Origin of the sequence: Proteus columbae, assembly GCF_009914335.1 — a bacterium.
Taxonomy (GTDB): domain Bacteria; phylum Pseudomonadota; class Gammaproteobacteria; order Enterobacterales; family Enterobacteriaceae; genus Proteus.
Map to the genome: position 1 here is coordinate 1,759,758 of NZ_CP043925.1, position 25,694 is coordinate 1,785,451.

The following is a 25,694-nucleotide window of genomic DNA, read 5'->3' on the forward strand; positions in this document are numbered from 1 at the left end:
CCGAAGGCATATATTATGTTAGAGATTAAAAATTTACATGTCAGTGTTGAAGGCAACGAGATCCTAAAAGGATTAGATTTGCAGGTTCGTGCAGGTGAAGTTCACGCGATTATGGGGCCAAATGGCTCGGGTAAAAGTACCTTATCAGCAACACTTGCTGGTCGTGATGAATATGAAGTCGATGAAGGTTCAATCACCTTTAAAAATAAAGATTTATTGGAATTAGAACCAGAAGATCGCGCAGGTGAAGGCATCTTTATGGCATTTCAATATCCTGTTGAAATACCCGGTGTCAGCAATCAATTTTTCTTACAATCTTCTGTAAATGCAGTGAGAGAATATCGTGGTCAAGAGCCATTAGATCGCTTTGATTTTGAAGATTTTATTGAAGATAAAATTAAATTGCTAGATATGCCACAAGATTTGTTAACACGCTCAGTTAACGTGGGATTTTCTGGTGGTGAAAAAAAACGTAACGATATTTTGCAAATGGCTGCGTTAGAGCCTGAATTATGTATTTTAGATGAAACAGACTCAGGACTTGATATCGACGCATTAAAAATCGTTTCTAATGGTGTTAATAGCTTACGTGATGGTAAACGTGCTTTTATTGTTGTAACACATTACCAACGCATTCTTGACTATATTAAACCTGATTTTGTACATGTGCTTTATCAGGGAAAAATCATTAAATCTGGTGATTTTTCATTGGCGCAAAAATTGGAGGAACAAGGTTATGGCTGGCTTATTGACCCTCAATGAAAAGCGTGAAAAACAGCGCCAAGTTGAACTGCGTAATCAACAAGCATTAAAAACGTTTTCAACGTTATATCATCAACGTAAAGGTGACGAAAATCTGAATGCACGTAATCACTGGTTACAAGTTGAAAAAATAGGCTTTCCCGCTTATCGTCATGAAGATTGGCACTATACGCCATTAGAAGAAACGTTAAGCCAAAGTTATCAACAATTGCCGCCTTTTGATGTGCAAAGCTTAATAGCTAAACAAGCTTTATCTTTTGATTGCTATCGTATTGTAATGGTGAATGGCTCATTCTCACCGACAGAAAGCAGTAAAGATTTTGGTCCTTATCAAGTGACGTTACTTGATAATCAAAGTGAATTACCTAAAGCGGTAAATGGTGAAATTTTCCTGCATTTAGTTGAAAGCTTAGCGCCACATCCTTTGTTGATTACCCTGAAAACGGGTGTTATTGCGGATAAACCACTTTATATCCTCAATATTACTCAAGGTGATCAAAGCGCAGAGGTAAATAGTGCAAATTATCGTTTTCACCTTGATGTTGGTGCAAATACTCAGATGCAAGTGGTAGAGCACTATATTAGCAGTGACAACGAAAACCGTCATTTTACAGGGGCAAGATTAACCGCAGCGATTGGTGATAATGCCTTTTTTAACCATATCAAATTAAGTTTTGAGAATGGCGTAAGTCAGCATTTTGCTCATAACGATCTGACAATAGGTCGTGATGCTCGTGTCAATAGTTATGCTTTCTTATTAGGCGCTAAACTTAGTCGTCATCACACGAGTTCGGCACTAAAAGGTGAAAATACAGAGCTTTCAATGAATAGCGTTGTATTACCTAAAGCAGGCGAAATAGCGGACACCCGTACATGGCTGGTTCATAGTGAGAAAAATTGCCAGAGTCGTCAACTGCATAAAAGTATTGCGATGGATGCGGGGAAAGCTGTATTTAACGGTATGATCACGGTGACACCTCAAGCCTTAAAAACAGATGGTCAAATGACTAATAATAATCTGTTGCTGGGTGAGAAAGCGCAAATCGATACTAAACCACAGCTTGAAATCTATGCTGATGATGTGAAATGTAGTCATGGAGCCACTGTGGGGCGAATTGATGATGAGCAACTATTTTATTTGCGTTCACGCGGTATTTCTTTAAGTAACGCCCGTAAAATGATCATCCATGCATTTGCGGCTGAATTAACTGAATCGCTAGAAAATAGTGTGATCAAGGCGCATGTATTAGACAGAATTAATCAGCGCTTATTAGAGGTATAAAATAGGGCATTATGACGCACTCCATTGAAAAAGCGCGAGATGATTTTCCAATTCTTTCACAGCAAGTGAAAGGAAAACCTCTGGTTTATCTCGACAGTGCCGCAAGTGCTCAAAAACCGGCTTGCGTCATTGAACATGAAAAACAATTTGCCTTAACACAATATGCCGCGGTTCACCGCGGCATTCATACCTTGAGTGCAAATGCGACAACCTTAGTTGAAAATGTCCGTAAAAAAGCCAGTGATTTTTTAGGTGCCAATAGCGAAGACGAGATTGTTTTTGTTAAAGGAACAACCGAAGGCATTAACTTAATTGCGAATGTTTATAGCCAACGATTTTTGAATGATGGTGACAATATCATCATCACAGAAATGGAACATCATGCAAATATTGTTCCTTGGTATATGTTGGCAAAACAGTATGGTTTTAATGTTCGTGTGTTACCGCTATTACAAGACGGCACGCTCGATTTAGCTCAATTACCTCGCTTAATCGACGAACGAACTAAATTATTCAGCCTTACGCACCAATCAAATGTATTGGGCACAGTGAATCCTATCGCTCAAATTATTCGTGATGCTCGCCAATATGCTATTGATCAAGGAGGGGAGTTACATATATTGGTTGATGGGGCGCAAAGTGCCATGCATCAAACAATTAATGTTTCACAACTTGATTGTGACTTTTTTGTTTGTAGCGGCCATAAACTTTATGGACCTACTGGCATTGGTTTGCTGTATGGTAAAAAAGCGATACTGGATGAATTACCGCCTTGGGAAGGCGGTGGCGCAATGATAAAACATGTTCATATTAATGGTGATATTACCTACGCAGATGCACCTTGGCGCTTTGAAGCGGGAACACCTAATATAATGGGAATGATTGGCTTAGGTGCTGCATTAGATTATCTTTCACAGTTAGGTATGAATAATATTGCTGAGTATGAAAATAGTATAATGAAGTATGCCCAAGAGCAGTTGCAAAAAGTAAAATCTTTAACGCTTTATGGCAATGATTCTCGACAAGGTGTGATAGCGTTTAATTTAGGTAAACACCATGCTTATGATGTTGGGGCATTTCTTGATAATTATGGTATTGCGATTCGTACAGGGCATCATTGTGCAATGCCAATTATGGATTATTACCAAGTTCCTGCAATGTGTCGTGCATCTCTTGGTTTATATACCAATAAAAATGATATCGATGCGTTGGTTAATGCGCTATTACGTGTTGAAATGTTATTAGGTTAAAGATTAAAAAAGAGGTTATTCATGGCAGTGGCCAATTTGCCAGATGAAGCAAAATTATTACGCAATTTCTCTCGTTGTCAGGATTGGGAACAACGTTATCTCTATATGATGGAGTTGGGCGAGCGCCTTCCACCATTAACAGATGAACAACGCACTTCAGCTAATTTTATTGAGGGTTGCCAAAGTCAAGTGTGGATCGCTGTTGCTCTTAATGAGAATAAGCAACTCATTCTCGCTGGTGATAGCGATGCAGGTATTGTCAAAGGCCTTGTTGCCTTGGTAATTATCTTATTTCAGGGGAAGACGCTCGAACAAGCATTAGCCACAGATGTAAAACAGTATTTTTCATCACTAGCGCTAGAAAGCCACTTAACACCTTCTCGAACTCAAGGCTTGCATGCGATGGTCACGACACTGATTAAGCGTTTTTCAGAATACGCTGTAGCATAAATGTTACCTAATCCCACATTAATGTTCTAAACTGACTTATTATATGAATGGCATAACAATGATAATGTTATCATCATAATAGTCAGTTTATTTTATTTCTAACACACGGGATAAATGATGAATAAATGGTTAACCCTATTGGGAGTATCGCTGTTAGGGATGAACAGCCACTTATCTTATGCGACAGAATACCTGTTACCCACTGATGGTCAGCGTATTATCGGCGAGAATGTTTCGTATATCGTGCCGGATGATAAGCGTTCACTAGAAGCTATTGCGTCTGAATATCAAGTGGGATTGCTTAATATGATGGAAGCAAATCCTGGTATTGATCCGCTTTTACCTGATGCAGGTAAAACATTAAATATTCCATTGCAGATGATTTTGCCTGATACGGTACATAAAGGTATTGTCATCAATCTTGCCGAATTGCGTCTTTATTATTACCCGAAAGAGGGTAGCACCGTTGATGTTTATCCTATCGGCATTGGTCAATTAGGACGAGAAACGCCTGAAATGGTGACGTCCATTTCTCAGTTGATTAAAGATCCTACATGGACTCCGACAGCAAATATTCGTAAAAACTATGCAGCAAAAGGGATCTCGCTCCCTGCGGTCGTTCCTGCTGGCCCTGAAAATCCAATGGGAGCTTATGCATTAAGATTGGCTCATAGTCGTGGCGAATATTTAATTCACGGTACAAATGCAGATTTTGGTATTGGATTAAGAGTGAGTTCAGGCTGTATTCGTTTAAGACCCAATGATATTGAGACGTTATTTAACGTAGTGCCTAAAGGTAGCCGTGTTCAGGTTATCAATAAGCCGATTAAATTTACTGAAACTGCGGATGGTAGACAGTTTATTGAAGTTCATCAGCCATTATCACGTAATGAAAATGACGATCCACAAACCATGCCTCTTACATTCACGAAGCAATTTAATACTTGGTATGAAAGTGGCAAAGTCGATAAAAATAAAGTCGATGCAGAGCTTATTCGTCGTTCTGGTATTCCTGTAGAGGTTACAGCCTACTAAGTTTGGATGATATTTTATAAATAGCAAAAGACCTCTTTATAAAATCAATAGCGTTAAAGATACCTTACTATAAGTCATATTATTTTACTGATAATAAGGAAATTTAGTGAGAGTTGCAGTTAATAATGAAAATCTGATAAAGAGAAATAACACTATCACGCCTAGCATGGCGGATAATTCTGGTTTGCTATTTAATAAGTTATCTCAGGCGAGAAATAGCTGTAAAACGTTTTTAATTGGGGATAAAAAGCTAAAAAGTGAAAATATTCAATTAATGTGCGAGGAGCTTCTTCAACGAGTCATTCCTAAAGAGGGATGCAGAGAATATGAGTTAATTGAAATAGAAACTTTGCCTGATCTGGTTAGCTCAAGAGTATCTTACTCAAAGTATTCAAAGTCAGTGACAGAGTTATTTAATATTCTAGAGAATGAATTAAAAAAAGTCAGTGGCATGGAATATTTTGTACTGACGAGATCTCAACAAAAAAATGTTGATAAAATTAAGGATACATTCAGTCAGATATCTACTCAAACAGATAAAAACATCAGATATAACTCATACCTAGCAACGAATCTTAATTTAAATGAGCGTATAAAAACCCTTGGTATCGACACACTTAACAATTAATAACCTTATAAAAACCAAAGCCCTAACAATGTTAGGGCTTTGTGATTAATGCTTACCTAAAGCTGTTTTCAGCCTATCAGTGAGTCAAATTACTTTTTATAAGTAGTGACTTGGTTATCTAAACGCTGATTTGCGCGAGCTGCTTCGTCGTAAGCTGATTTAGCTTCAGCGCGAGCAGATTGTACATCACCACTTAGTTGCTGAACTTGAGTATTCAGGCGGCTTACATCAGAAGAGATTTGATCTAATTGTGCATTATTACTAGAAGAACAACCCGCTAATAAGCCTGAAGCCAGAATCACCGCACCTAGTACAAGTTTCGCTTTCATAGTTACAACCTCTATTATTAGTTTGTGTAAAGGAACAAGTAGCATTTATATGAAACCATTAATAAGTATGGCACATATATAGGAAAATGCTGGATTTATTTATCACATTCTACGGAGCTATTAGTTGAACAATAGAAAAAATAACACCTAAAACGCAAATATTCAGTACAAAAAATGCGTGTTATTTCACAAAAGATTTTTATTCATAAAAGTCTGATAGAAAAACATTTTATCTACATTGTTCTATTGTTACTTATATTTATAGCTATAAAGCACCACCTAAATTTACTTTTATGAAAATGGGTTCTACTTCATTTCTAAACGATTCAAGTGTAAATTTTTGGAAGTTGAGATCGTTGTATCCCCTAAAGAAGAGTATTCCGCGTTCTAAATCCGTTAGTGTTGTCCATACTGAAAATTCACTAGTATGAAGTGCTTTTAACGTATCGTGACCTAATAGGGGATCAATAGTGGCGTTTTTAGGTCGATCGAATCTATTCATGATATGTGCTAATTCAACTAACTGTGTATCCGGATCAGACACCTTGTGATAGTAGGTTGTGTAGTAAACAGCACGAATAAATCTATCTACAGAAGTGTCAGAATTGGGCAACGAGGCTAAAGCAATTCCACTGTCAGGTTGTTTTATTTTCATATTTCCTAATGTGCTGGTGGAAATATTAACATTCGAAAGATGGGTGTAATTATTTAAATTGGTTAAATGCCATGGAAATAACGGACCATTGGTCATGCAATAAGTAGGATTATCATAAATATGTAATTTTCCATCAGAAACTTCAATAACAATACAAGCTCCTGTTTTGTCATAAAATGCATAATGGAAAGGGCTGGGTAAGTTACGTAAAAGGAGTAGTTTTTGTGACCAAAATACCGTTTTAGGGATCGCGAGTTTTAATTCTTCAACGGTTTTATATTGTGCTAACGCCCATTCACCAATTGCCGCGATAGGCACTGAAGTTGCGTAATCTTGTGGGCTAATATCATCGAGATTTGAATCGGGTAACATATTTAAGCTAAAAGAGAGTCCCTGAGAATTAACACCTTCAAGTACGTCTTTTGTGCCTTCTAAATTGATTGGCGCAACGATCGCCATAAAAGGATATTTGACAGTATATTTTAATCCAAGGGTGCCATCAGGGGCCTTTTGCTGGAAAGTATGTTCTTTAGGATAATATGCAAATATTGAAGCAGGCTTGTCTACTGAAAATTCCATTGTTCTACCATGATAAATACGATTTTTCTTATCTTTAATCGCGAGGGTAGTGCAAGCGAATACTCTACTATCAATGTTATTTTCTGGCATAGTTTATTCCTAATAGAATTAATTCAGTATTTGTAATACATAGTATTGGATATAGCCATTTATATAAGATATTTTTTATATTTGTTTAATATAGCGTTACTTTTGTATTAGACCAAACATAAATCTCATAGGGTAAAAAATAATAATAAGTACTAGATGAGGGCATTTTACTCAGTAAAATGGCGCTGTTTTTTTATGATGTTAATGTTGTTTTTATGATAATGAAATGTTTTTATGATAGGTGTTTGTACTTATAATTTTTGTTATTTCAATGTTTTACATTGAAGTTTGATTTTTTTTTAAAACAAAATCTCGCATTAATTGTAAAGTTCAAAAATTAAATTTGAATTTTATTTCTCACTTTTTATATTGTTGACTATCTTTAATAAATAAGCATTAAGCTTATTCCATGTCTTATAATATTTATTATTGTAGGGTAATAATATGAAAAACAAATCATCAAATTATAATGACCTAGATGATGTATATGCATCTCTCGATCTCTCTCAATCCTTACCTAAAACAAAAATTCCACAGAAAGAAAATAATCCACGTAACGTTTTTGATGCTGTTCGTGATGAATTAATGTTAGATGGAAACTCAAGACAAAATTTAGCGACATTTTGTCAAACTTGGGTTGATGATGAAATACGCGATTTAATGGATCTTTCTATCGATAAGAACATGATAGATAAAGATGAATATCCGCAAACAGCTGAAATTGAAAATCGTTGTGTTCATATGTTGGCTGATTTGTGGTGTTCGCCTGATGCATTAAATACATTAGGTTGTTCTACTATCGGTTCATCCGAAGCCGCAATGTTAGGCGGGTTAGCATTAAAATGGCAATGGCGTAAAAAACGTATTGCACAGGGAAAACCGACTGATAAACCGAACTTGATTTGTGGTCCTGTTCAAATTTGTTGGCATAAATTCGCTCGTTATTTTGATGTGGAATTAAGAGAGATCCCTTTAGAAGGTGATCGTTTAATGATGAGCCCAGAAGAAGTCATTAAGCGTGTGGATGAAAATACCATTGGGGTAGTTCCAACATTAGGCGTTACTTTTACCTGTACCTATGAGCCTGTTAAAGCGGTTCATGACGCATTAGATAAACTTCAAAAAGAAACGGGATTAGATATTCCAATTCACGTTGATGGTGCAAGTGGGGGCTTTTTAGCACCATTTTGCGCACCTGATATTGAATGGGATTTCCGTTTACCACGAGTAAAATCTATTAATGCCTCGGGGCATAAATTTGGTTTAGCACCATTAGGTGCGGGTTGGGTTATTTGGCGTGAAGCAAAAGATCTTCCTGAAGAGCTTATTTTTAATGTGAACTATTTAGGCGGCAATATGCCTACTTTTGCGCTGAATTTCTCACGTCCTGGTGGTCAAATTATCGCTCAATATTATAACTTCTTACGCTTAGGCCGAGAAGGATATGCAAAAATTCATAATGCTTGCTACTCAACAGCACAATATTTAGCAAGGGAAATTGAAAAGTTAGGCCCTTTTGAAATGATATTTAGTGGTGACTGTAAAGAAGGTATCCCCGCATTAGCATGGAAACTAAAAAAAGGGGCTAAAGTCACTTACTCTTTATACGATGTTGCAGATAAATTACGTAGTCGTGGTTGGCAGGTTCCCGCTTACTCTATGCCAGCCAATCGGGAGGATTTAGTGATCCAGCGTATTTTAGTTCGCCATGGTGTAAGTCTAGATCTTGCTTCATTACTAGTGGATGATTTCAAACGTACGCTAGAGTATTTTGATAAGCATCCTGTCTGCAATCCTCTATCAGCAGAAGATGGTAGAGGTTTTAACCATAGCTAAATTCTGTTCGTTTTGAGGTTGAGGATCTTTATCTATTCTCAACCTCTTTCTCGATAATAATTAGACTGTAATTATTTTTCTGAATAAAGTTCAGGAGGATTGTATGACTACATCATCAACAAATTCAGCACCAAAACAACTTACATTAGTTGGTTTTTTTGCTATTACCGCTTCGATGGTTATGGCGGTATATGAATATCCGACTTTTGCCACATCTGGTTTTAGCCTTGTTTTCTTCTTACTTTTAGGTGGATTGCTGTGGTTTATTCCTGTTGCGTTATGTGCAGCTGAAATGGCTACCGTAGAAGGCTGGCAAGAAGGGGGAATATTTGCTTGGGTATCGAATACATTAGGAGAACGCTGGGGGTTTGCCGCCATCTCTTTTGGTTATCTACAAATTGCTATTGGTTTTATTCCTATGCTTTACTTCGTCTTAGGCGCGCTTTCTTATATTCTCAATTGGCCTGAATTAAATACCGATCCAGTAATTAAAACAGTCGCAGCTTTAATTATTCTTTGGGTATTAGCATTTACGCAATTTGGCGGTACAAAATATACGGCATCTATTGCCAAACTTGGTTTTTTTGCAGGTATTTTATTACCTGCTTTAATTTTAATTATTTTAGCTGTTAGCTATTTAATGAGTGGAGCACCATTAGCGATTGAAATAAGCGCAAAAACCTTTTTCCCTGATTTTACCCAAATTGGAACATTAGTGGTTTTTGTTGCATTCATTTTAAGTTATATGGGCGTAGAAGCTTCAGCAACTCATGTTAATGAGATGAAAAATCCTGGACGAGATTACCCCATCGCCATGTTTTTACTCATGATAGTGGCAATTTGTTTAAGCTCTATTGGGGGATTATCTGTTGCAGCAGTGATACCTAATAATGAAATTAATTTATCAGCAGGCGTGGTACAAACGTTCAGTGTTTTAGTCTCCCATTTCAGTAGTACACTTGATTGGACGGTTAGGATTATTGCTACGTTATTATTGCTAGGAGTTTTAGCTGAGATAGCTTCTTGGATTGTAGGGCCTTCTCGTGGCATGTATGTTGCCGCTGAAAAAGGAATTTTACCGAAAGCGTTGGCGAAGGTGAATAAAAACGGAGTACCTGTTGCTTTAGTGATTTCTCAATTATTGATAACAAGTATTGCGATCATTATTCTGACTAACACTGGTGGTGGCGGTAATATGTCATTCTTGATTGCTTTAGCCTTAACGGTCGTTATTTATCTTTGTAGTTATTTCATGCTTTTCTTAGGGTATATGCAACTTACTTGTAAGCAAGTAGATAAAAAACGGGCATTTAGTATTCCTGGTGGTAAAAACGTTAAACTTATTGTTGCAATGGCTGGTTTATTACTCTCTATTATTGCGTTTGTGGTTTCTTTTTTCCCACCAAGCTCTTTGCCAAACGCAAGTAGTGATAAAACGTATGTGACCTTACTGATAGTCGGCTTCTTTGTTATCTTTGCTTTACCCTTTATTGTTTACGCGTGTCGTTCTAAACAAGGTAAAACACTCAGCAACGTGTCTTTAGTTCACATTAAAAGCCATAATGCGCCAGCAGGGCACTTTTTTATTCATCCTCGTGCTCGTGCAACACATTATCTGTTATTAGAAAATAAAGAAGAGACAAATAAGAATAACGTGTAATAAAAAGACGAACAGGTAAAGGAAATTGTCACTAATAAATAAAGCATTAAAAAAACACCACTTCAAATATTGAAGTGGTGTTTTAAATTGTAAAGCGACTAAATGAATAAAGAATTACAGAACGTGAACAGATGAAGTATTTGTTGTACCGCTATCAACTAATGCGCCAGTTACCATAACAACACGGTCACCTGAATGAGCTAAACCACTTGCTAATGCCGCTTCTTTACCAATACGGTAGAAGTCATCAGTAGAAGAGATTTCGTTAACTAATTGTGTTGTTACACCTTTAACTAACAGTAACTGACGAGCTGTTTCTTCGTTGTTTGTTAATGCTAAGATTGGTGCAGTTGGGAAGTATTTACGGATAGAACGAGCTGATTTACCACCGAAAGTTGCAACAACAATCAGAGGTGCATCTAAGTTTTCAGCCATTTCTACCGCACCGCGACAAACTGCTTCAGTTACGCGTAATTTCGCAGCTGTTTGTTTGTAATCAAGGCGAGATTGCATGATACGGTCTGTACGCTCACAGATAGTTGCCATGATAGTCACAGCTTCTACTGGGTATTTACCTTTAGCACTTTCACCTGACAACATAACAGCATCAGTACCATCTAAGATAGCATTCGCAACGTCACCCGCTTCAGCACGAGTAGGGCGTGGGTTTTTGATCATTGAATCTAACATTTGCGTTGCAGTGATAACCACTTTACGCGCAGCGTTACATTTTTCGATCATCATTTTTTGTGCAAAGATAACTTCTTCAACTGGGATTTCAACACCTAAGTCACCACGAGCAACCATGATGCCGTCAGAGGCTTCTAAGATCTCATCAAAATTGTTTAAACCTTCTTGGTTTTCAATTTTTGAGATGATCATAATGTTTTCGCCACCGTGTGCATTTAAGTGAGCACGCATTTCTTCAACGTCAGAACGTTTACGAATAAATGATGCAGCAACGAAATCAACGCCTTGCTCGCAACCAAAGATAAGATCTTGTTTATCTTTTTCAGCTAATGCAGGTAAACCGATAGAAACGCCAGGTAAGTTAACACCTTTGTTTTCACCTAAGTCACCGTTGTTTAAAACTTCACAAACAACTTCTGTATCAGTTACAGCCGTTACTTTCATGCCGATAAGACCATCATCAACTAAAACAGTGTTACCAACAGTTAAGTCTTTAGCGAAACCTTCGTAAGTTACAGCAACGCGGTCTTTGTTACCCACAACAGTTTTGTCTGTGGTGAAAGTGAAAGTTTGACCTGCAACTAAAGTAACATCATTACCACCTTCTAATTTGATGGTACGGATTTCTGGGCCTTTAGTATCTAATAAGATAGCGGCTTTTTTGCCTGTTTTAGCGCAAACGTTACGCAGGTTTTTGATACGGTTGCCATGCTCTTCATAGTCACCGTGAGAGAAGTTTAGACGCATAACGTTCATGCCTGCGTCTAGTAATTGATTCAGTTTTTCTTCAGATTCGGTTTTTGGCCCGATGGTGCAAACAATTTTTGTCTTTTTCATGGCAGTCTATTTAATGGTTGTATTGTAATGGATGAATAAGGATTAATGTCGCCGTTTTCTATTAACTGTATCAACGGTGCAAAACAGGATGTACATACTTATCTCTAATGGAGTAAGTTGCGCAACATGTTAATGGTTCAGCAACATCATAAAAATCTTGTCACTATTTTGTTTCAAGGGTTGGTAGACATCTTACATTATAGTCTATCACGATTCATTTGTTCTGTTTTCTAAAGATGCCCGTAAATCAATACGCTGAAACCTTTCAACAAAATTATGTTTCGTATTATAGAGGTTAATTTCTATGAAGAAAATCGAAAAAAGGTAAATTTAAGTGATGTGATCAAAATACAGCGCTGACTGCTTGTTTTTTAAACAATTTGTTGCGCAATAAAATATTGCAAGCTAGATTAATTATTTTGTAGGGTAGGTAAGATGAACAAAAATAAGAAAATATAGAGAAAGAGAAATGGTGCGTCCAAGTGGACTCGAACCACCGACCCCCACCATGTCAAGGTGGTGCTCTAACCAACTGAGCTATGGACGCACTGTATTGAGATGTTGCCGAAAAATAAATGGTGCGTCCAAGTGGACTCGAACCACCGACCCCCACCATGTCAAGGTGGTGCTCTAACCAACTGAGCTATGGACGCATTATCTATTGGGTGACAACGGGGACGAATATTAACGAGATGATTCGATTCTGGCAAGAGGAAAAACACAAATTTATATTCAACTGCTCGTATTTAAAGCTATTTGTTGATATTTGTGTCATTCCCTTGCCTAAATAACCGTTTATCTTTAACGCTCAGAGCGTAATAACACCACTTCATCAGATTGGCGTTGGATCCACCAAATACGGGAACCCATCATAATTGCTGAGGCAGTTAAACCTAGAATAAAGCCAATCCAGAAACCAGCAGGTCCCATCGCTTCAACAACGTAATTAGTACGCCCTAAGATATAACCAGAAGGCAATCCGATTACCCAGTAGGCAATAAAGGTAATAAAGAAGATAGAGCGGGTATCTTTATAACCTCGTAATACACCTGAACCAATAACTTGCACAGAATCTGATAACTGATAAAGCGCAGCGAATAACATAAGATGAGATGCTAATGTCACCACTTCAATATCATCGTTATACATTAATGCGATTTTTTCTCTAAAGATGATAGAGAAAATCGCAGTACAACTTGCCAACATTAGCCCAACAGCAAGTGCTGTAATGGCTGAAGTGCGGGCTTGTTCTGTGGAGCGTTGTCCTAAGTTATGACCAACACGGATTGTTGCCGCTATTCCCAATGACAGAGGGAACATAAACATCAGGGAACTAAAGTTAAGTGCTATTTGATGACTAGCAACCGCAGTAACGCCTAAAGGTGAAACTAATAATGCAACAACAGCAAAGAGTGTTACTTCAAAGAATAAGGCTAAACCAACGGGTAATCCTAAAAATGTAATACGTTTTATTGTGTGGAAATCAGGACTTACTAAACGTTTCTTTGGCATAACATCACGTTGTGTCGGTGCACGACGCACGTAATAACGCATCATTAAGAACATAGCCCAGAAAACAGAGGCCGTTGCAACACCGCAACCAATACCCCCTAATTGTGGTGCGCCAAATTTACCGTAAATAAACGCATAGTTAACAGGGATATTAATTAATAAGCCAATAAAACCAATTATCATGCCGGGTTTTGTTTTAGATAATCCCTCACATTGGCTTCTTAGTACCTGATAGTAAAGGCAACCTGGCGCACCCCACATAATGGCGTGAATAAATCCAATGGCCTTTTCGGCTAATTCCGGTTCGATATCATGTTGCGCTTCAATAATAAAACGGCTGTTATAAAGAATAGCAATTACCATGATTGATAAGAAAGTGGCGAGCCAAAAACCTTGCTGTGTACGATTAGCAATGTGTTTTCGTTGTCCTGAACCATTTAATTGTGCAACGATTGGGGTTAATGCCATTAATATGCCTTGGCCTAACAAAATCGTTGGTAACCAAATAGACGTACCTACTGCCACTGCCGACATTTCTGTGGCATTTACAGCACCCGCCATGACAGTATCAACTACACCCATTGCTGTCTGGGAAAATTGCGCGATGATAACGGGGATACCGAGAGCAAGTAAGCTACGCGCTTCTCTTATGTACTTCTGCACGCATACACCTTTATTTATTATAAGAAAATGAAAGGAAGAGAACAAACGTCGTATTGTTAAAATGACGTAAAGAGATCCTCAAGACCGCTTATTCTAATGATAAAAGTTTAATTAGCAACGAAAGAAGTTTAGCTTTTCAAGCACAGAATTTTGATAATTTATTAGGTGTTTTTACGTTATATTTAACGGCAATAATCGATAAGGAATAAATGCGATAATTGTTCCTTTGTATTAATACGAGCTATGTTATCCTTAATAGCATAAACATAAATTGAGTTTACCAGTTTATCGATCCAAGGAGATGTAAGATGTTTACAGGTATTGTTCAGGGAAAAGGGCGGGTTATTGCTATCGAAGATAAAGGCGATTTTCGTACCCATATCATTGAATTACCCAGCGAGTTAGTCGGCAATTTAGAAACAGGTGCTTCTGTTGCAAATAATGGTTGCTGTTTAACGGTCACTAAAATTGAAGGTACACATATTAGCTTTGATTTGGTGAAAGAGACATTACGTTTAACTAACCTTGGTGAATTAAAAGTCGGCTCCGAAGTAAATATTGAACGTGCGGCTAAGTATGGTGATGAAATTGGCGGGCATGTGATGTCTGGTCATATTGTAACAACTGCCGAAGTTGCCAAAATCATTACCTCAGAAAATAATCTACAAATATGGTTTCGTATCTTTGATAAAGCATTAATGAAGTATATTTTACACAAAGGTTTTATTGGTATTGATGGAATAAGCTTAACTGTGGGCGATGTGGTGAATAACCGTTTTTGTGTCCATTTAATTCCAGAAACTCGAGATAGAACAACATTAGGTCGTAAGCGCCTTGGTGATAAAGTCAATATTGAGCTTGATCCTCAAACTCAAGCGATTGTCGATACAGTAGAGCGCGTTATGGCACAACAAGCACAGCAACAAGCTTTATTTGCAACACAACAAATTGAAAATAAAGAACAAGCTTCACACAATTAATGATTAATGTTGTTGTTCTTAAAAGAGAACCAAAGAAAAAGCCAGTTTATCAATCAAACTGGCTTTTCTCTTGTTATAAAAAAATAATTAACGAGGGATCTGTAAACCGCCAATATGGCCTTTAGGGCTTAGTACTATTTGCCATAACTGAATATCTCTGGCACGAAATGCGCCAGCACAGGCATTAAGATAATAGCTAAACATACGTTTAAAACGCGGTGTGTAGTTAGATTCAATATTCGGCCAACACGCTAAAAAACGCTGATACCATGCCATTAATGTTTTATCGTAATCAGCGCCAAAGTTATGCCAATCTTCCATCACAAATTTATTGTCCATTGCATGAGCAATTTTTTGAATAGACGGTAAACACCCATTAGGAAAGATATATTTGCTTATCCAGCTATCTACATTCACTTTATCGCGGTTAGAACCAATGGTGTGCAATAAAAACAGACCATCTTCTTTTAAATTATGACGAACTACATCAAAATAAGTTGCATAATTTTTAGGCCCAACGTGTTCGAACATCCCCACTGAAACTATGCGATCAAATTTTTCATGTAAATCACGATAGTCTTCTAAAATAATATTAACATCAAGTCCTTGGCATCGAGCTTGTGCTAGTTTTTGTTGCTCAACAGAAATGGTGACACCCGTAACAGATACGCCAAAGTATTTGGCTGCGTAGCCTGCTAGTCCACCCCAGCCACAGCCAATATCCAATAAGGTCATACCTGGCTTTAAATCTAATTTTCGGCAAATTAAATCTAATTTATGCTCTTGGGCTTGGGCTAAATTATCTGCATTTTTCCAGTAACCACAGGAATATTGCATATTAGGATCAAGCATGGCGGTAAATAGATCATTACCAAGATCGTAATGCTCTTTACCTACCATCCATGCGCGTTTTTGTGTTTGCAGATTAAAAAGGCGGGCTGTCGCAATCTTGAAAATATCACGTAGATTTTGTGGGAGCTTATTTTCAAGACCAGCACGTAAGACTTTATGAAAGAATATATCCAGCCGCTCACAATCCCACCAACCATCCATATAACTTTCGCCGAGACCTAATGAGCCTTGCTGTAATACTCTTTTATAAAAATTCTGATTATGAACCTGAATATCATAAGGTTCTGAACCATTAATTCGAATATCTGTGTGAGCTAACAGTTCTATTACGATCTTTTCATAAGGATCGTTGGAGGTCTTTCGGCCTTCTTCTACACAAGATGTACTCATATACTCTCCGCGTAAACTAAGCGGGTTTTGAAACATAAAGCTAAGAAAGGATGTGTACAGATTGATAGTATTAAAATGGTATTGTGTTCATTATGAATTGAACGAATAGAATTAATAAAACAACTAATCTGACATAATCAGCAAATAATCTGTTTAATGTCTCAAAATCCGAAAGAAAAATAAACAAAACGCTATTACAGCGTATAGGTAAGTATAGAGACGTAGCATATTTTTCTCTAGAAAAGAAAAAGGCCATTTTTTATAAAATGGCCTTTTTAAGATGATTCTTAAAATAAGGAGAGCGATTATTCTGCGGTTTGAATCGTGTGCTTGGTAACAGATTTATTGCGCTGAATAAAGTAGCCAACCGCCATTGGAATTGCTGTTAACGCCATAATTGCAGTGGTGTTAATCAGAGGTTGTTGGCTGATAAATGCGGACACAATAAAACTTGCTAAGCTACAAAGACCCAGTTGAAGTGCATTTTGTAATGCAGCTGCTTTACCACTAATTTCAGGGTAAGCAGATAAAGCATTAGATACTGCGATTGGATATGATGCACCATTCATTGCAGCCATAATACAGAATGGAATTAAAATAGTCGTTAATGTTGGCTCAGTAAATTTAGCAACAAGGTATAACGCAGTCATACTGACAGCATAACCAATTAACAACAGTGGCAGTAGCGTTTTACCTGTCATTTTTGACAGTAAAATACGACAGCCATAACCACCTACCATAAATGCAATAGTTTGTGGAATATAACTTAAACCGATATCCTGTGGAGAGTAGCCCATCTTTTCAAGAATGATTGGTGAGCCAGCTAACCAAGCAAAGAAACCTGCACTACAAGAAGCGTAAACTAATACGTTACCTGTGTAGAGAGGGGATTTTAGTAAAGTCGTAAATGAAGCGGTAGATTGGTTTTCATCAGTGACTGATTTTTGTTTAATGTTTTTTAGCATTAATGTCGGTAACATTAGAACTAATGTTACAGCCATTAACACCATGAAAATCATACGCCAGCCACCGTGATTTAATAACGAAGCACCGATTAAAGGTGCAAGTGCTGGTGATAATGCAACCAGTGGCATAATTAAAGCAAAAACGTGCTGAGCGCGAGATTCATCAAAACGGTCGATGACAAGAGCTTGCCAAATAACAGCGGCAGAGCAAACGCCGAAAGCTTGTAGGAAGCGCATAGCAAGTAAGCCAGTTGCACTCTCAACCCACAGCATACCAAGACAGCCTAAAGAGAAAAGGCTTAAACCAATAAGTAGAATAGGCTTACGACCGACTTTGTCAGAAAGAGGTCCCCAAAGTAATTGAGCAACAGCAAAGCCAAATAAAAAGATACTTAAGCTATTACTAATAGCACCTTCGCTGATAGAGAGTTCACGCTGCATCATACCAAATGCAGGTAAGTACATATCAATAGCTAAGTAACCTAGCATACTCAAACCCGCTAGGTACACCATAAAGCTCATAGGTGTTTTTGATTGTGTGGAAGTTTTAGAATTCATTTTATTTTCTATGCTATGTGATGTAGAACATTTTATGTATTGTAACTAAGACCTATTTTACTTGTGAAACGGGAATATTTGGTTAATGCTGTGAAAAATTTTCAAAGGAATAAACTCTATGTGGTCAGAATACTCTTTAGAAGTTGTTGATGCAGTTGCAAGAACAGGAAGTTTTAGCTCCGCTGCTCAAGAATTGCACAGAGTGCCATCCGCCGTTAGTTACACTGTTCGGCAATTAGAGGAATGGCTTGCCGTTCCTTTGTTTGAGCGCCGTCACCGTGATGTAGAATTAACCGATGCAGGTAAAATTTTCATCAAAGAAGCACGATCTGTTATCAAAAAAATGAATGACACTCGGCATCTTTGTCAACAAGTTTCTAATGGGTGGCGCGGTCAATTTAGTATAGCAGTTGATTGCATTGTTAAACCTGAAAGAACACAACAACTTATTCTCGATTTCTACCGCCATTTTCCTGATATTGAGCTGTATGTCTACCCTGAAGTGTTTAATGGCGTATGGGACTCCTTAGTTAATGGTCGTGTTGATTTAGCGATTGGTGCAACAAGAGCCTCACCAATTGGTGAACGTTATAGTTTTAGAGATATGGGATTTATGCCTTGGCGCTGTGTTTGTCATGTTGATCACCCTTTAGCGAAAGCACAACATCCATTAACGGATGATGAGATGCGACCTTATCCAAGTTTATGCTTAGAAGATACTTCACGCAGTTTACCAAAGCGTGACACTTGGGCGCTAAATAATCAGCGTAGAATGGTTGTTCCGACATGGGATATGGGGCTTGAATGCTTGTTAGCGGGATTATGCGTAGGAATGGTGCCTTGGCATCGTGCTGAACCTTTAATTGAACAAGGTAAGCTGGTTACTTTACAACTGGCACAACCATTGCCAGACAGCCCATGCTGCCTGACGTGGGTCGATAAAAGTGAATCACCCGCTTTGACATGGTTGTTAGATTATCTTGGAGATAGCCAAACCTTAAATGAGGAATGGCTTCGCTAGAAATCAGATAGCCGAATAAATCTGAATTAACGACGGTAGTCAATAAAAGGACCGTCAGCAACTGAACGGCGCTCAACTAATCGTGGATGAACTTCGATTGTTTGGGCGTCTTCGCGTTTGTTGACGATGCGATCAAGCAACATTGACAAAGCCATTTGACCTAAACGCTCTTTTGGCTGGTGGACTGTGGTTAATGCTGGCGTAAAATAACGCGCATTACGAATATTGTCGTAACCCACAATGGAAATATCGAAAGGAACACGTAAACCTAGCTCATCAGCGGCACAAATTGCGCCCATTGCCATCACATCACCACCACAAAAAACAGCAGTAGGGCGATGTTTTTGATTTAGCATCTGATACATGGCTTTATAACCAGATTCTGGCTCAAAGTCGCCTTGTACAATCCACTCATCTTTTACTGTGATTTTTGCTTCTTCCATGGCTTTTAAGAAACCTTGTAAGCGACCACCACCGGTATTACGTTCTAATGGACCAGGGATAATACCAATATCACGATGACCACGTTCAATAAGGTAACGACCCGCAATATAGCCACCATGAAAAGCATTATCGATAATCGTATCGGTAAAGTCACCACGCGCCTTACCCCAATCCATGACAACCATTGGAATATTACGATAGCCTTCTAACAGTGTCAGAAGGTGATCGGGGTATTCAGAACACATGACTAATAACCCATCAACACGTTTTTGTGCCAGCATCGCTAAATAGGCTTTTTGTTTATCGAGGTTATTATGTGAATTACATAAAATCAGTGTGTAGCCTTTGCTATAACAACTATTTTCAACAGCTTCAATCACTTCAGCAAAGTAAGGAGCTTCACTGGACGTGGCTAACAGGCCAATAGATTTGGTGTGATTGACTTTTAAACTACGCGCAACGGCACTAGGCGAATAATTTAATTCTTTTATAGCGGCCCAAACTGCTGCCCGTGTGTTCTCAGCAACAAAACGTGTTTTGTTGATCACATGAGAAACAGTCGTGGTTGATACGCCTGCGCGTTTTGCCACGTCTTTTATTGTTGCCATGGTGTGGAAAACTCCTGACCTTCATTGGTCTCTTTTATCTAATTTTATGGTTTAACTGCCAGTATAGTCATACATAGGGCAAACACTGGCAATAATTTAGCGATTAGCTGTGAATTTTGTATGATCTAGCTCAAAAGTGAAAGTATTAATCAATGTTATAAATTGTGCACTAGTCGCTATTTTAGCAAATTTTGATATGTGATAATAATTAACCATGACAAGGTTATGGTTAAAAAAGTGTATTATAATCATTTTGAGGGAGAAATAGATGGATACGGATCTGAAATTTGGTTTGAGTACAGCAGTAGCAGCGCTTGTTATGATTGTTTTATTTTCGACTATGTTGTTCTAATCACTGCTTTATAGAATATCCGATCAATTTAAATAATAGATTATCGAATATCTGAATATAACAAAGGGCTCAAGGCCCTTTGTTATTTTGTCACCAAAAATGAATCTCAATCACTCACCTTTGATTATCAAGCTCAATTAAGCAAGGTTAGCTTCAACAAATGACCAGTTAACCAGTGCCCAGAACTCTTCTAAATATTTAACGCGCGCATTACGGTAGTCGATGTAGTAAGCATGTTCCCATACGTCTACTGTTAACAGTGGTTTGTCTGCGCCTGAAACTGGAGTAGCAGCATTAGACGTGTTAACAATCGCAACTGAACCGTCTGCTTTTTTAACTAACCAAGTCCAACCTGAACCGAAGTTTTTAGCTGCCGCATCATTAAATTGCTTTTTGAACTCTTCAAAAGAGCCGAATGCTTTGTTGATAGCATCAGCAACTTTACCTGTTGGTGCGCCGCCTGCATTTGGTGCTAAACAGTTCCAGTAGAAAGTGTGGTTCCATACTTGAGCTGCATTATTAAAGATACCACCATCAGTAGATTTGATGATTTCTTCTAAGGATTTGCTTTCTAAATCAGTACCTTTAACCAGGTTATTTAAATTGGTTACGTAAGTTTGGTGGTGTTTGCCGTAGTGATATTCTAAAGTTTCTTTAGAGATGTGTGGCTCAAGAGCATCTAACGCATAAGGTAATTTTGGTAATTCGAAAGACATTGCGTACTCCTTTAAACTATCTATTTCGGGTTTTGTGCCTGAAATCATTCCATCAAAATCATTTGAATTGATAGAATGAGGCAAATGAATCACTAAGTTGTTACTATTTTGCTAATTATTTTAACAAAAATCTGCTGAAATAACAGCTAAATATCTTTTATCTATAGTTATAAGCCATATAGATTAATTATACTCATAAGAGTATATCCCACAGAGCAACTCGTAAAGCAGTAAAATATCGACTGTGTTTAGAGCCTATATCCTCTGATTGTTGCATTTTCTGCTTACTCTATCATCAGTGTATACATCATTTTCACTACGACTAAGAATAGAAATAATGCAAATATTTGGCGAACTCTTGGAATAGGTAGGCGATAAGCAACTTTTACACCGACAGGGGCGAAGAGAATGCTGGTAATGCTTATTCCAATAAAGGCAGGTAAATAAACAAAGCCTAAATAATAGTCATCAATATTTGTTTGATTCCAACCATAGATAATACCCATGATTGTGCCAATGGAAGCGATGATGACACCAATCATTGAAGAGGTTGCAATACATTTGCGTGTATTAAATCCCCAATGACTTAAAAGAGGAATGGTGATAGTCCCACCAGCAATGCCGATAAAGCTGGATATAAAGCCAATTAAAGAGCCACCACTGGTTAATGCCGGTTTTGAAACAACAGGATCTTTCACATTTTCTATGCGTTCTGCTTCTTTCTTTTTGGTTAATAATCCATAGATGGTATATACCATGAAAATACAGAACACGATTTGCAATATCGTGTTTGACATTTTTTGTACCAGAAATGTCCCAACAAGCATACCAATGATAGTGCCGATAGATAATAGAGGAAATTGCTGCCATAAAATGGCTTTATGTTTGTTATGTGAATACGCTGAAGATGCTGTGGAAAATATAATGACAGAGAACGAGGTAGATAAGGCAATTTTCATCACCATATCTGTTGGGATAGCTTGTTGACTCACTACATACATAACTACTGGAACAATGATTGCACCGCCTCCTATGCCAAGTAGTCCAGCAAAAAAGCCAGTGATACATCCCACTAAAAGAAACAGCAAAATCATATCCATAGTTAATACTCATCAAGGTTTATAACAAACTTATTTATATACATTATATCCTTTTAATAAAGTAGCGTTTTATCTTAATGTATAGATTATGAAATTTAATATATTGATTTTGATATAAAAGTGACTTGTTCTTTTCTTCTTGCTTATTCTATAAACCAACACCACCTAAAGCCGTTGTTATTTCATTTCATAATAAAGCAGTGCTTTATATACTTTAAAATCAAGTGAAGAAAAAATGCGCTTAAAATTAAGAAAGGAAAAACTGCAAAAATAAAAAGGGAGCTAATAGGATAAAACACACTCATAACCATCGGTAACGCATTGATTTATTTTTTATGCTTTATTGTGTTTTTTCTCATCAATAATCTCATAGATTAATACCAACTTATTGTTTTATATCGAGAACTAAACTTATATAGAGGTTTCTAATATAAAGTGGTATTCTTCTTTCATGTTTTCCCCTATAAAGCATATCGAATATAAAAGGCTGTAAGGACTTACAAATGACGACTATTGAAAAAATTGAACGCCAGATCAATGAAAACCCAATTATTTTATACATGAAAGGTTCACCAAAATTACCAAGTTGTGGTTTTTCTGCTCAGGCAGTTCAAGCTATCTCTGCTTGTGGTGAGCGTTTTGCGTATGTTGATATCTTGCAAAACCCAGATATTCGTGCAGAACTACCAAAATATGCACACTGGCCAACCTTCCCACAATTATGGGTAGATGGTGAATTAGTCGGTGGATGTGACATTATTTTAGAAATGTATCAGCGCGGTGAATTACAGAAGTTATTAAAAGAGACTGCTGATAAATACCGTGGTGAAGAAGAAGCACAGTAATTAATTTTTATTGTTTCGGTATTGAAACGCATAAAAATAATGAGATCTTCGATAAAAAAGCCAGTTCATCATTGAACTGGCTTTTTTCTGTTATTCATAAATGTATCAGCGAAATCATAGTTTCAAGGTGTAGGCAATGGCCATCCACCAAGCTTTTTCCAACGGTTAACTAATTCACAAAAAAGTAATGATGTGCGATTAGTATCGTATAATGCACCGTGCGCTAATTTGCTATCAAAGGGAATGCCAGCAGTGATGCAGGCTTTAGCCAAAATTGTCTGCCCTAATACCAATCCACTTAAAGCCGCTGTATCAAAGGTGGCAAAAGGGTGAAAAGGATTACGTTTTAATCCAGCACGCTCAGCAGCAGCCATCACAAAGCTGTGATCAAAATTTGCATTATGAGCGACAATAATAGCGCGATTACAATCTGCATCCTTCATTCCTTTACGTACCATTTTAAAAATGGCATGAAAGGCTTCATATTCACTGACTGCGCCACGTAAAGGATTAGTTGGATCAATACCTGTAAACTCTAAGGCTGCTGGCTCTAAATTAGCCCCTTCAAAGGGTTCAACATGAAAATGTAATGTGTTATCAGGTTTTAGCCAACCTTGCTCATCCATTTTTAGTGTAATGGCGGCGATTTCAAGTAAACCGTCTGTTTTCGCATTAAATCCACCTGTTTCAACATCAATGACAACAGGGTAGTAACCCCGAAAACGGTTACAAAGCTTATTGGGATTATTTATATCAGGCATTAAGTTGTACTTATCCGATAAAAATAGAATATCGGAAATTGATAATCAGTAAGGCCAGAAAGATACACATGTTATCTTTCTGGTTTTAATAAATATTAGTTACCTAGAGCGTGACTTGCACTTTTGTTTTCGATGAGCTCGATTTTATATCCATCAGGATCTTCAACAAAAGCAATAATTGTTGAGCCACCTTTTACTGGACCCGCATCACGGGTAACATTACCGCCAGCTTGGCGAATGGCTTCACAGGTTGCGGCAACATCATCAACACCTAATGCTACATGCCCAAAAGCGGTTCCCATTTCGTAGCTGTTTACACCCCAGTTATAGGTTAATTCGATAACCGCACCAGTGCTTTCATCACCATAACCAACAAAAGCTAACGAGTATTTATATTCCTCATTCTCGCTAGTGCGTAGAAGTTGCATACCTAAAACCTTGGTATAAAAGTCGATAGAACGTTGTAAATCGCCCACACGGATCATGGTATGAAGTACTCGCATATAAACCTCTTGTGTTTTTCTAATGATTAAACCCTACAGTTAAACTGATGGCGGAGTACTATAACGCGTTAAAGCCCTAAAGTTCAATTTTACTACGCCTTTAACAGTTCAATAAATCATGTTGTGCAGATAATATCTCTATTAACTATACTCTATTGTAACAAACAATAGGGAGGGAAAATCAAATGCAAGAACAATTAGAATTTTTTGATATTCCTAGTCCTTGTATTGGGCGTTGTGAAATGAATGCGCAAGGATATTGCGTTGGGTGCTATCGCAGTCGCCAAGAGCGGTTTAATTGGTCAACAATGAATCAACAAGAGAAAAGAAATATATTACGACTTTGTCAGCAACGTTATTTAAGAACATTAAAAAAACTGAGTTCTTCAATTGAAAGAGAAAATGATCAACTCAATTTATTTTAAATGTGCTACTTATTTTTTAATATTAAAATAATAATTAACTATCTTTTTAATTCATTATTGTTATTTATTGTAGTTATGTGGTTTATTATTTTTTCTTTATTAATATAAAGTTATAACTTTAAAGTGTTATTGCTCTATTTTTATTTGCAATCAATTGATAAAAATGGTTTTTTTCTTGGTTTTAGTGTTGGATTTAAAATAATAATAATTATTATGTAAAAAAATATAGATTAGTTTTTATAACAAGGTTATTCTTTATGAACTTTCTTTGCTAGAAAGAAAAGCTTTAATTATATCTGGAAAATAATTACTTATCTAATAAATGGGGTTATAACTATATTAGTTATTAAAGGTAATGTTTTAATTAAAAAGAATAGGTAAATATTGTATTAAAAATGAATATCTAAACTTTGTAATAAGTTGACTGAAAATGCTAATTAAGGAGAGATAAGTGGAATCAACATTAGGAGCTGATTTAGCGCGTTTAGTTCGATTATGGCGTGCTTTAATTGATCATCGTCTCAAACCATTAAAATTAACCCAAACCCACTGGGTTACTTTGTACAATATCAGCCAATTACCTCCAGATCAGTCACAAATTCAATTGGCAAAAGCAATAGGGATCGAGCAACCGTCTTTAGTGAGAACCTTAGATCAACTGGAAGAAAAAAAGCTGATATGTCGGCATACATGTGCAAATGATCGTAGAGCAAAACGTATAAAATTAACAAAAGAATCTGAGCCTTTTATTAATGAGGTTTATACTGTTATAGAAAAAACGAGACGAGAAATATTAGGTGGTATCCAACTAGACGAAATCGAAAGGCTAATAGGTACAATCCAAAAATTAGAAAAAAATATAAATAGGTTAAATGACTAATAATTTCAAATTTAATATATATTCTATTTAAATAAG

At 37.1% G+C, this 25,694-nt stretch carries 25 protein-coding genes and 2 tRNA genes; 14 read left to right on the top strand and 13 right to left on the bottom strand.

Translation table 11 applies throughout. The features are described 5' to 3' along the window. Nucleotides 1-15: 15 nt before the first annotated feature. The 6 genes from sufC to F1325_RS08540 all read left to right on the top strand — a co-directional run bounded on the left by sufC (nucleotide 16) and on the right by F1325_RS08540 (nucleotide 5,407). A complete protein-coding gene (gene sufC, locus F1325_RS08515; protein WP_023582353.1) occupies nucleotides 16-762 on the top strand; it encodes a Fe-S cluster assembly ATPase SufC in 747 nt (248 codons plus the stop codon). Then, on the top strand, nucleotides 737-2,044 hold the full coding sequence (gene sufD, locus F1325_RS08520; RefSeq protein WP_109372428.1) for a Fe-S cluster assembly protein SufD: 1,308 nt from the start codon (nucleotides 737-739) through the stop codon (nucleotides 2,042-2,044). Before sufC ends, sufD begins: the two co-directional genes overlap by 26 nt. Before the next feature lie 11 nt (nucleotides 2,045-2,055). Further along, complete coding sequence (gene sufS / locus F1325_RS08525) at nucleotides 2,056-3,294, top strand: cysteine desulfurase SufS (RefSeq protein ID WP_167392476.1); 1,239 nt, start codon at nucleotides 2,056-2,058, stop codon at nucleotides 3,292-3,294. A gap of 21 nt (nucleotides 3,295-3,315) precedes the next feature. Then, on the top strand, nucleotides 3,316-3,744 hold the full coding sequence (sufE, locus tag F1325_RS08530; protein ID WP_109372426.1) for a cysteine desulfuration protein SufE: 429 nt from the start codon (nucleotides 3,316-3,318) through the stop codon (nucleotides 3,742-3,744). 117 nt (nucleotides 3,745-3,861) lie between these two features. Then, the gene (locus F1325_RS08535; RefSeq protein ID WP_109372425.1) at nucleotides 3,862-4,779 is read left to right on the top strand and encodes a L,D-transpeptidase family protein; all 918 of its coding nucleotides are present in this window, start codon (nucleotides 3,862-3,864) and stop codon (nucleotides 4,777-4,779) included. A gap of 106 nt (nucleotides 4,780-4,885) precedes the next feature. Continuing rightward, nucleotides 4,886-5,407 carry a hypothetical protein gene (locus F1325_RS08540; RefSeq protein ID WP_160230320.1) on the top strand — a complete coding sequence of 174 codons (522 nt, stop codon included), beginning with the start codon at nucleotides 4,886-4,888 and terminating at the stop codon, nucleotides 5,405-5,407. A gap of 89 nt (nucleotides 5,408-5,496) precedes the next feature. Here the strand turns inward: F1325_RS08540 and F1325_RS08545 are convergent, their stop codons facing one another. Beyond that, nucleotides 5,497-5,736 (bottom strand): Lpp/OprI family alanine-zipper lipoprotein, encoded by a 240-nt coding sequence (locus F1325_RS08545; protein ID WP_036913221.1) that lies wholly within the window; start codon nucleotides 5,734-5,736, stop codon nucleotides 5,497-5,499. Between the two features lie 265 nt (nucleotides 5,737-6,001). Further along, nucleotides 6,002-7,060, bottom strand: a complete 1,059-nt coding sequence (locus F1325_RS08550) for a linear amide C-N hydrolase (RefSeq protein WP_160230321.1) — start codon at nucleotides 7,058-7,060, stop codon at nucleotides 6,002-6,004. Nucleotides 7,061-7,504: 444 nt separating this feature from the next. Between F1325_RS08550 and F1325_RS08555 the strand changes: the two genes are divergently transcribed. Then, nucleotides 7,505-8,896 carry a glutamate decarboxylase gene (locus F1325_RS08555; protein ID WP_109372422.1) on the top strand — a complete coding sequence of 464 codons (1,392 nt, stop codon included), beginning with the start codon at nucleotides 7,505-7,507 and terminating at the stop codon, nucleotides 8,894-8,896. Nucleotides 8,897-8,999: 103 nt separating this feature from the next. Next, complete coding sequence (gene gadC / locus F1325_RS08560) at nucleotides 9,000-10,556, top strand: glutamate:gamma-aminobutyrate antiporter (RefSeq protein WP_109372421.1); 1,557 nt, start codon at nucleotides 9,000-9,002, stop codon at nucleotides 10,554-10,556. A 114-nt stretch (nucleotides 10,557-10,670) separates the two neighbouring features. Here gadC and pykF read toward each other — a convergent pair whose 3' ends face one another. The 4 genes from pykF to F1325_RS08580 all read right to left on the bottom strand — a co-directional run bounded on the left by pykF (nucleotide 10,671) and on the right by F1325_RS08580 (nucleotide 14,258). Then, nucleotides 10,671-12,083 carry a pyruvate kinase PykF gene (gene pykF / locus F1325_RS08565; protein WP_109372420.1) on the bottom strand — a complete coding sequence of 471 codons (1,413 nt, stop codon included), beginning with the start codon at nucleotides 12,081-12,083 and terminating at the stop codon, nucleotides 10,671-10,673. 470 nt (nucleotides 12,084-12,553) lie between these two features. Then, a tRNA-Val gene (locus tag F1325_RS08570) sits at nucleotides 12,554-12,630 on the bottom strand. Between the two features lie 29 nt (nucleotides 12,631-12,659). Continuing rightward, nucleotides 12,660-12,736 (bottom strand) — tRNA-Val (locus tag F1325_RS08575). A 148-nt stretch (nucleotides 12,737-12,884) separates the two neighbouring features. Further along, nucleotides 12,885-14,258 (bottom strand): MATE family efflux transporter, encoded by a 1,374-nt coding sequence (locus F1325_RS08580; RefSeq protein WP_160230322.1) that lies wholly within the window; start codon nucleotides 14,256-14,258, stop codon nucleotides 12,885-12,887. 308 nt (nucleotides 14,259-14,566) lie between these two features. Here F1325_RS08580 and F1325_RS08585 point away from each other — a divergent pair, with 308 nt between their 5' ends. Continuing rightward, the gene (locus F1325_RS08585) at nucleotides 14,567-15,238 is read left to right on the top strand and encodes a riboflavin synthase subunit alpha (protein WP_109372418.1); all 672 of its coding nucleotides are present in this window, start codon (nucleotides 14,567-14,569) and stop codon (nucleotides 15,236-15,238) included. Nucleotides 15,239-15,325: 87 nt separating this feature from the next. Here the strand turns inward: F1325_RS08585 and cfa are convergent, their stop codons facing one another. Together cfa and punC are read right to left on the bottom strand one after the other, a co-directional pair. Continuing rightward, entirely contained in the window at nucleotides 15,326-16,480 is a 1,155-nt protein-coding gene (cfa, locus tag F1325_RS08590) for a cyclopropane fatty acyl phospholipid synthase (RefSeq protein ID WP_160230323.1), read from the bottom strand. Nucleotides 16,481-16,785: 305 nt separating this feature from the next. Then, nucleotides 16,786-18,003 carry a purine nucleoside transporter PunC gene (punC, locus tag F1325_RS08595; protein ID WP_109372416.1) on the bottom strand — a complete coding sequence of 406 codons (1,218 nt, stop codon included), beginning with the start codon at nucleotides 18,001-18,003 and terminating at the stop codon, nucleotides 16,786-16,788. A gap of 118 nt (nucleotides 18,004-18,121) precedes the next feature. Between punC and punR the strand changes: the two genes are divergently transcribed. After that, complete coding sequence (punR, locus tag F1325_RS08600) at nucleotides 18,122-19,024, top strand: DNA-binding transcriptional activator PunR (RefSeq protein ID WP_109372415.1); 903 nt, start codon at nucleotides 18,122-18,124, stop codon at nucleotides 19,022-19,024. A gap of 26 nt (nucleotides 19,025-19,050) precedes the next feature. Here the strand turns inward: punR and purR are convergent, their stop codons facing one another. Continuing rightward, a complete protein-coding gene (gene purR, locus F1325_RS08605; protein WP_023582340.1) occupies nucleotides 19,051-20,076 on the bottom strand; it encodes an HTH-type transcriptional repressor PurR in 1,026 nt (341 codons plus the stop codon). Between the two features lie 268 nt (nucleotides 20,077-20,344). Between purR and F1325_RS19560 the strand changes: the two genes are divergently transcribed. Then, entirely contained in the window at nucleotides 20,345-20,428 is an 84-nt protein-coding gene (locus tag F1325_RS19560; protein WP_103004765.1) for a YnhF family membrane protein, read from the top strand. 137 nt (nucleotides 20,429-20,565) lie between these two features. Here F1325_RS19560 and sodB read toward each other — a convergent pair whose 3' ends face one another. Both sodB and F1325_RS08620 read right to left on the bottom strand, forming a co-directional pair. Continuing rightward, nucleotides 20,566-21,144 carry a superoxide dismutase [Fe] gene (sodB, locus tag F1325_RS08615; protein WP_109372414.1) on the bottom strand — a complete coding sequence of 193 codons (579 nt, stop codon included), beginning with the start codon at nucleotides 21,142-21,144 and terminating at the stop codon, nucleotides 20,566-20,568. Nucleotides 21,145-21,428: 284 nt separating this feature from the next. Beyond that, the gene (locus F1325_RS08620; protein WP_109372413.1) at nucleotides 21,429-22,244 is read right to left on the bottom strand and encodes a sulfite exporter TauE/SafE family protein; all 816 of its coding nucleotides are present in this window, start codon (nucleotides 22,242-22,244) and stop codon (nucleotides 21,429-21,431) included. Between the two features lie 503 nt (nucleotides 22,245-22,747). On the opposite strand from F1325_RS08620, the gene F1325_RS08625 reads away from it, so the two are divergent. Then, nucleotides 22,748-23,089, top strand: a complete 342-nt coding sequence (locus F1325_RS08625; RefSeq protein WP_006537039.1) for a Grx4 family monothiol glutaredoxin — start codon at nucleotides 22,748-22,750, stop codon at nucleotides 23,087-23,089. A 122-nt stretch (nucleotides 23,090-23,211) separates the two neighbouring features. Here the strand turns inward: F1325_RS08625 and rnt are convergent, their stop codons facing one another. Then, nucleotides 23,212-23,850 (bottom strand): ribonuclease T, encoded by a 639-nt coding sequence (gene rnt, locus F1325_RS08630; protein ID WP_075673239.1) that lies wholly within the window; start codon nucleotides 23,848-23,850, stop codon nucleotides 23,212-23,214. Nucleotides 23,851-23,945: 95 nt separating this feature from the next. Beyond that, nucleotides 23,946-24,353: a lactoylglutathione lyase gene (gene gloA / locus F1325_RS08635; RefSeq protein WP_036937247.1), complete on the bottom strand. Its 408-nt coding sequence runs from the start codon at nucleotides 24,351-24,353 to the stop codon at nucleotides 23,946-23,948. 185 nt (nucleotides 24,354-24,538) lie between these two features. On the opposite strand from gloA, the gene F1325_RS08640 reads away from it, so the two are divergent. Together F1325_RS08640 and slyA are read left to right on the top strand one after the other, a co-directional pair. Beyond that, nucleotides 24,539-24,778, top strand: a complete 240-nt coding sequence (locus F1325_RS08640; protein WP_109372412.1) for a DUF1289 domain-containing protein — start codon at nucleotides 24,539-24,541, stop codon at nucleotides 24,776-24,778. A gap of 451 nt (nucleotides 24,779-25,229) precedes the next feature. Further along, the gene (gene slyA / locus F1325_RS08645) at nucleotides 25,230-25,658 is read left to right on the top strand and encodes a transcriptional regulator SlyA (protein WP_109372411.1); all 429 of its coding nucleotides are present in this window, start codon (nucleotides 25,230-25,232) and stop codon (nucleotides 25,656-25,658) included. Nucleotides 25,659-25,694 lie beyond the last annotated feature (36 nt).

Coding starts and splice junctions, on each gene's coding strand:
- sufC (WP_023582353.1), top strand. CDS start 16: ATGTTAGAGATTAAAAATTTACATGTCAGTGTTGAAGGCAACGAGATC.
- sufD (WP_109372428.1), top strand. CDS start 737: ATGGCTGGCTTATTGACCCTCAATGAAAAGCGTGAAAAACAGCGCCAA.
- sufS (WP_167392476.1), top strand. CDS start 2,056: ATGACGCACTCCATTGAAAAAGCGCGAGATGATTTTCCAATTCTTTCA.
- sufE (WP_109372426.1), top strand. CDS start 3,316: ATGGCAGTGGCCAATTTGCCAGATGAAGCAAAATTATTACGCAATTTC.
- F1325_RS08535 (WP_109372425.1), top strand. CDS start 3,862: ATGAATAAATGGTTAACCCTATTGGGAGTATCGCTGTTAGGGATGAAC.
- F1325_RS08545 (WP_036913221.1), bottom strand. CDS start 5,736: ATGAAAGCGAAACTTGTACTAGGTGCGGTGATTCTGGCTTCAGGCTTA.
- F1325_RS08550 (WP_160230321.1), bottom strand. CDS start 7,060: ATGCCAGAAAATAACATTGATAGTAGAGTATTCGCTTGCACTACCCTC.
- F1325_RS08555 (WP_109372422.1), top strand. CDS start 7,505: ATGAAAAACAAATCATCAAATTATAATGACCTAGATGATGTATATGCA.
- gadC (WP_109372421.1), top strand. CDS start 9,000: ATGACTACATCATCAACAAATTCAGCACCAAAACAACTTACATTAGTT.
- pykF (WP_109372420.1), bottom strand. CDS start 12,083: ATGAAAAAGACAAAAATTGTTTGCACCATCGGGCCAAAAACCGAATCT.
- F1325_RS08585 (WP_109372418.1), top strand. CDS start 14,567: ATGTTTACAGGTATTGTTCAGGGAAAAGGGCGGGTTATTGCTATCGAA.
- cfa (WP_160230323.1), bottom strand. CDS start 16,480: ATGAGTACATCTTGTGTAGAAGAAGGCCGAAAGACCTCCAACGATCCT.
- punC (WP_109372416.1), bottom strand. CDS start 18,003: ATGAATTCTAAAACTTCCACACAATCAAAAACACCTATGAGCTTTATG.
- punR (WP_109372415.1), top strand. CDS start 18,122: ATGTGGTCAGAATACTCTTTAGAAGTTGTTGATGCAGTTGCAAGAACA.
- purR (WP_023582340.1), bottom strand. CDS start 20,076: ATGGCAACAATAAAAGACGTGGCAAAACGCGCAGGCGTATCAACCACG.
- F1325_RS19560 (WP_103004765.1), top strand. CDS start 20,345: ATGGATACGGATCTGAAATTTGGTTTGAGTACAGCAGTAGCAGCGCTT.
- sodB (WP_109372414.1), bottom strand. CDS start 21,144: ATGTCTTTCGAATTACCAAAATTACCTTATGCGTTAGATGCTCTTGAG.
- F1325_RS08620 (WP_109372413.1), bottom strand. CDS start 22,244: ATGGATATGATTTTGCTGTTTCTTTTAGTGGGATGTATCACTGGCTTT.
- F1325_RS08625 (WP_006537039.1), top strand. CDS start 22,748: ATGACGACTATTGAAAAAATTGAACGCCAGATCAATGAAAACCCAATT.
- rnt (WP_075673239.1), bottom strand. CDS start 23,850: ATGCCTGATATAAATAATCCCAATAAGCTTTGTAACCGTTTTCGGGGT.
- gloA (WP_036937247.1), bottom strand. CDS start 24,353: ATGCGAGTACTTCATACCATGATCCGTGTGGGCGATTTACAACGTTCT.
- F1325_RS08640 (WP_109372412.1), top strand. CDS start 24,539: ATGCAAGAACAATTAGAATTTTTTGATATTCCTAGTCCTTGTATTGGG.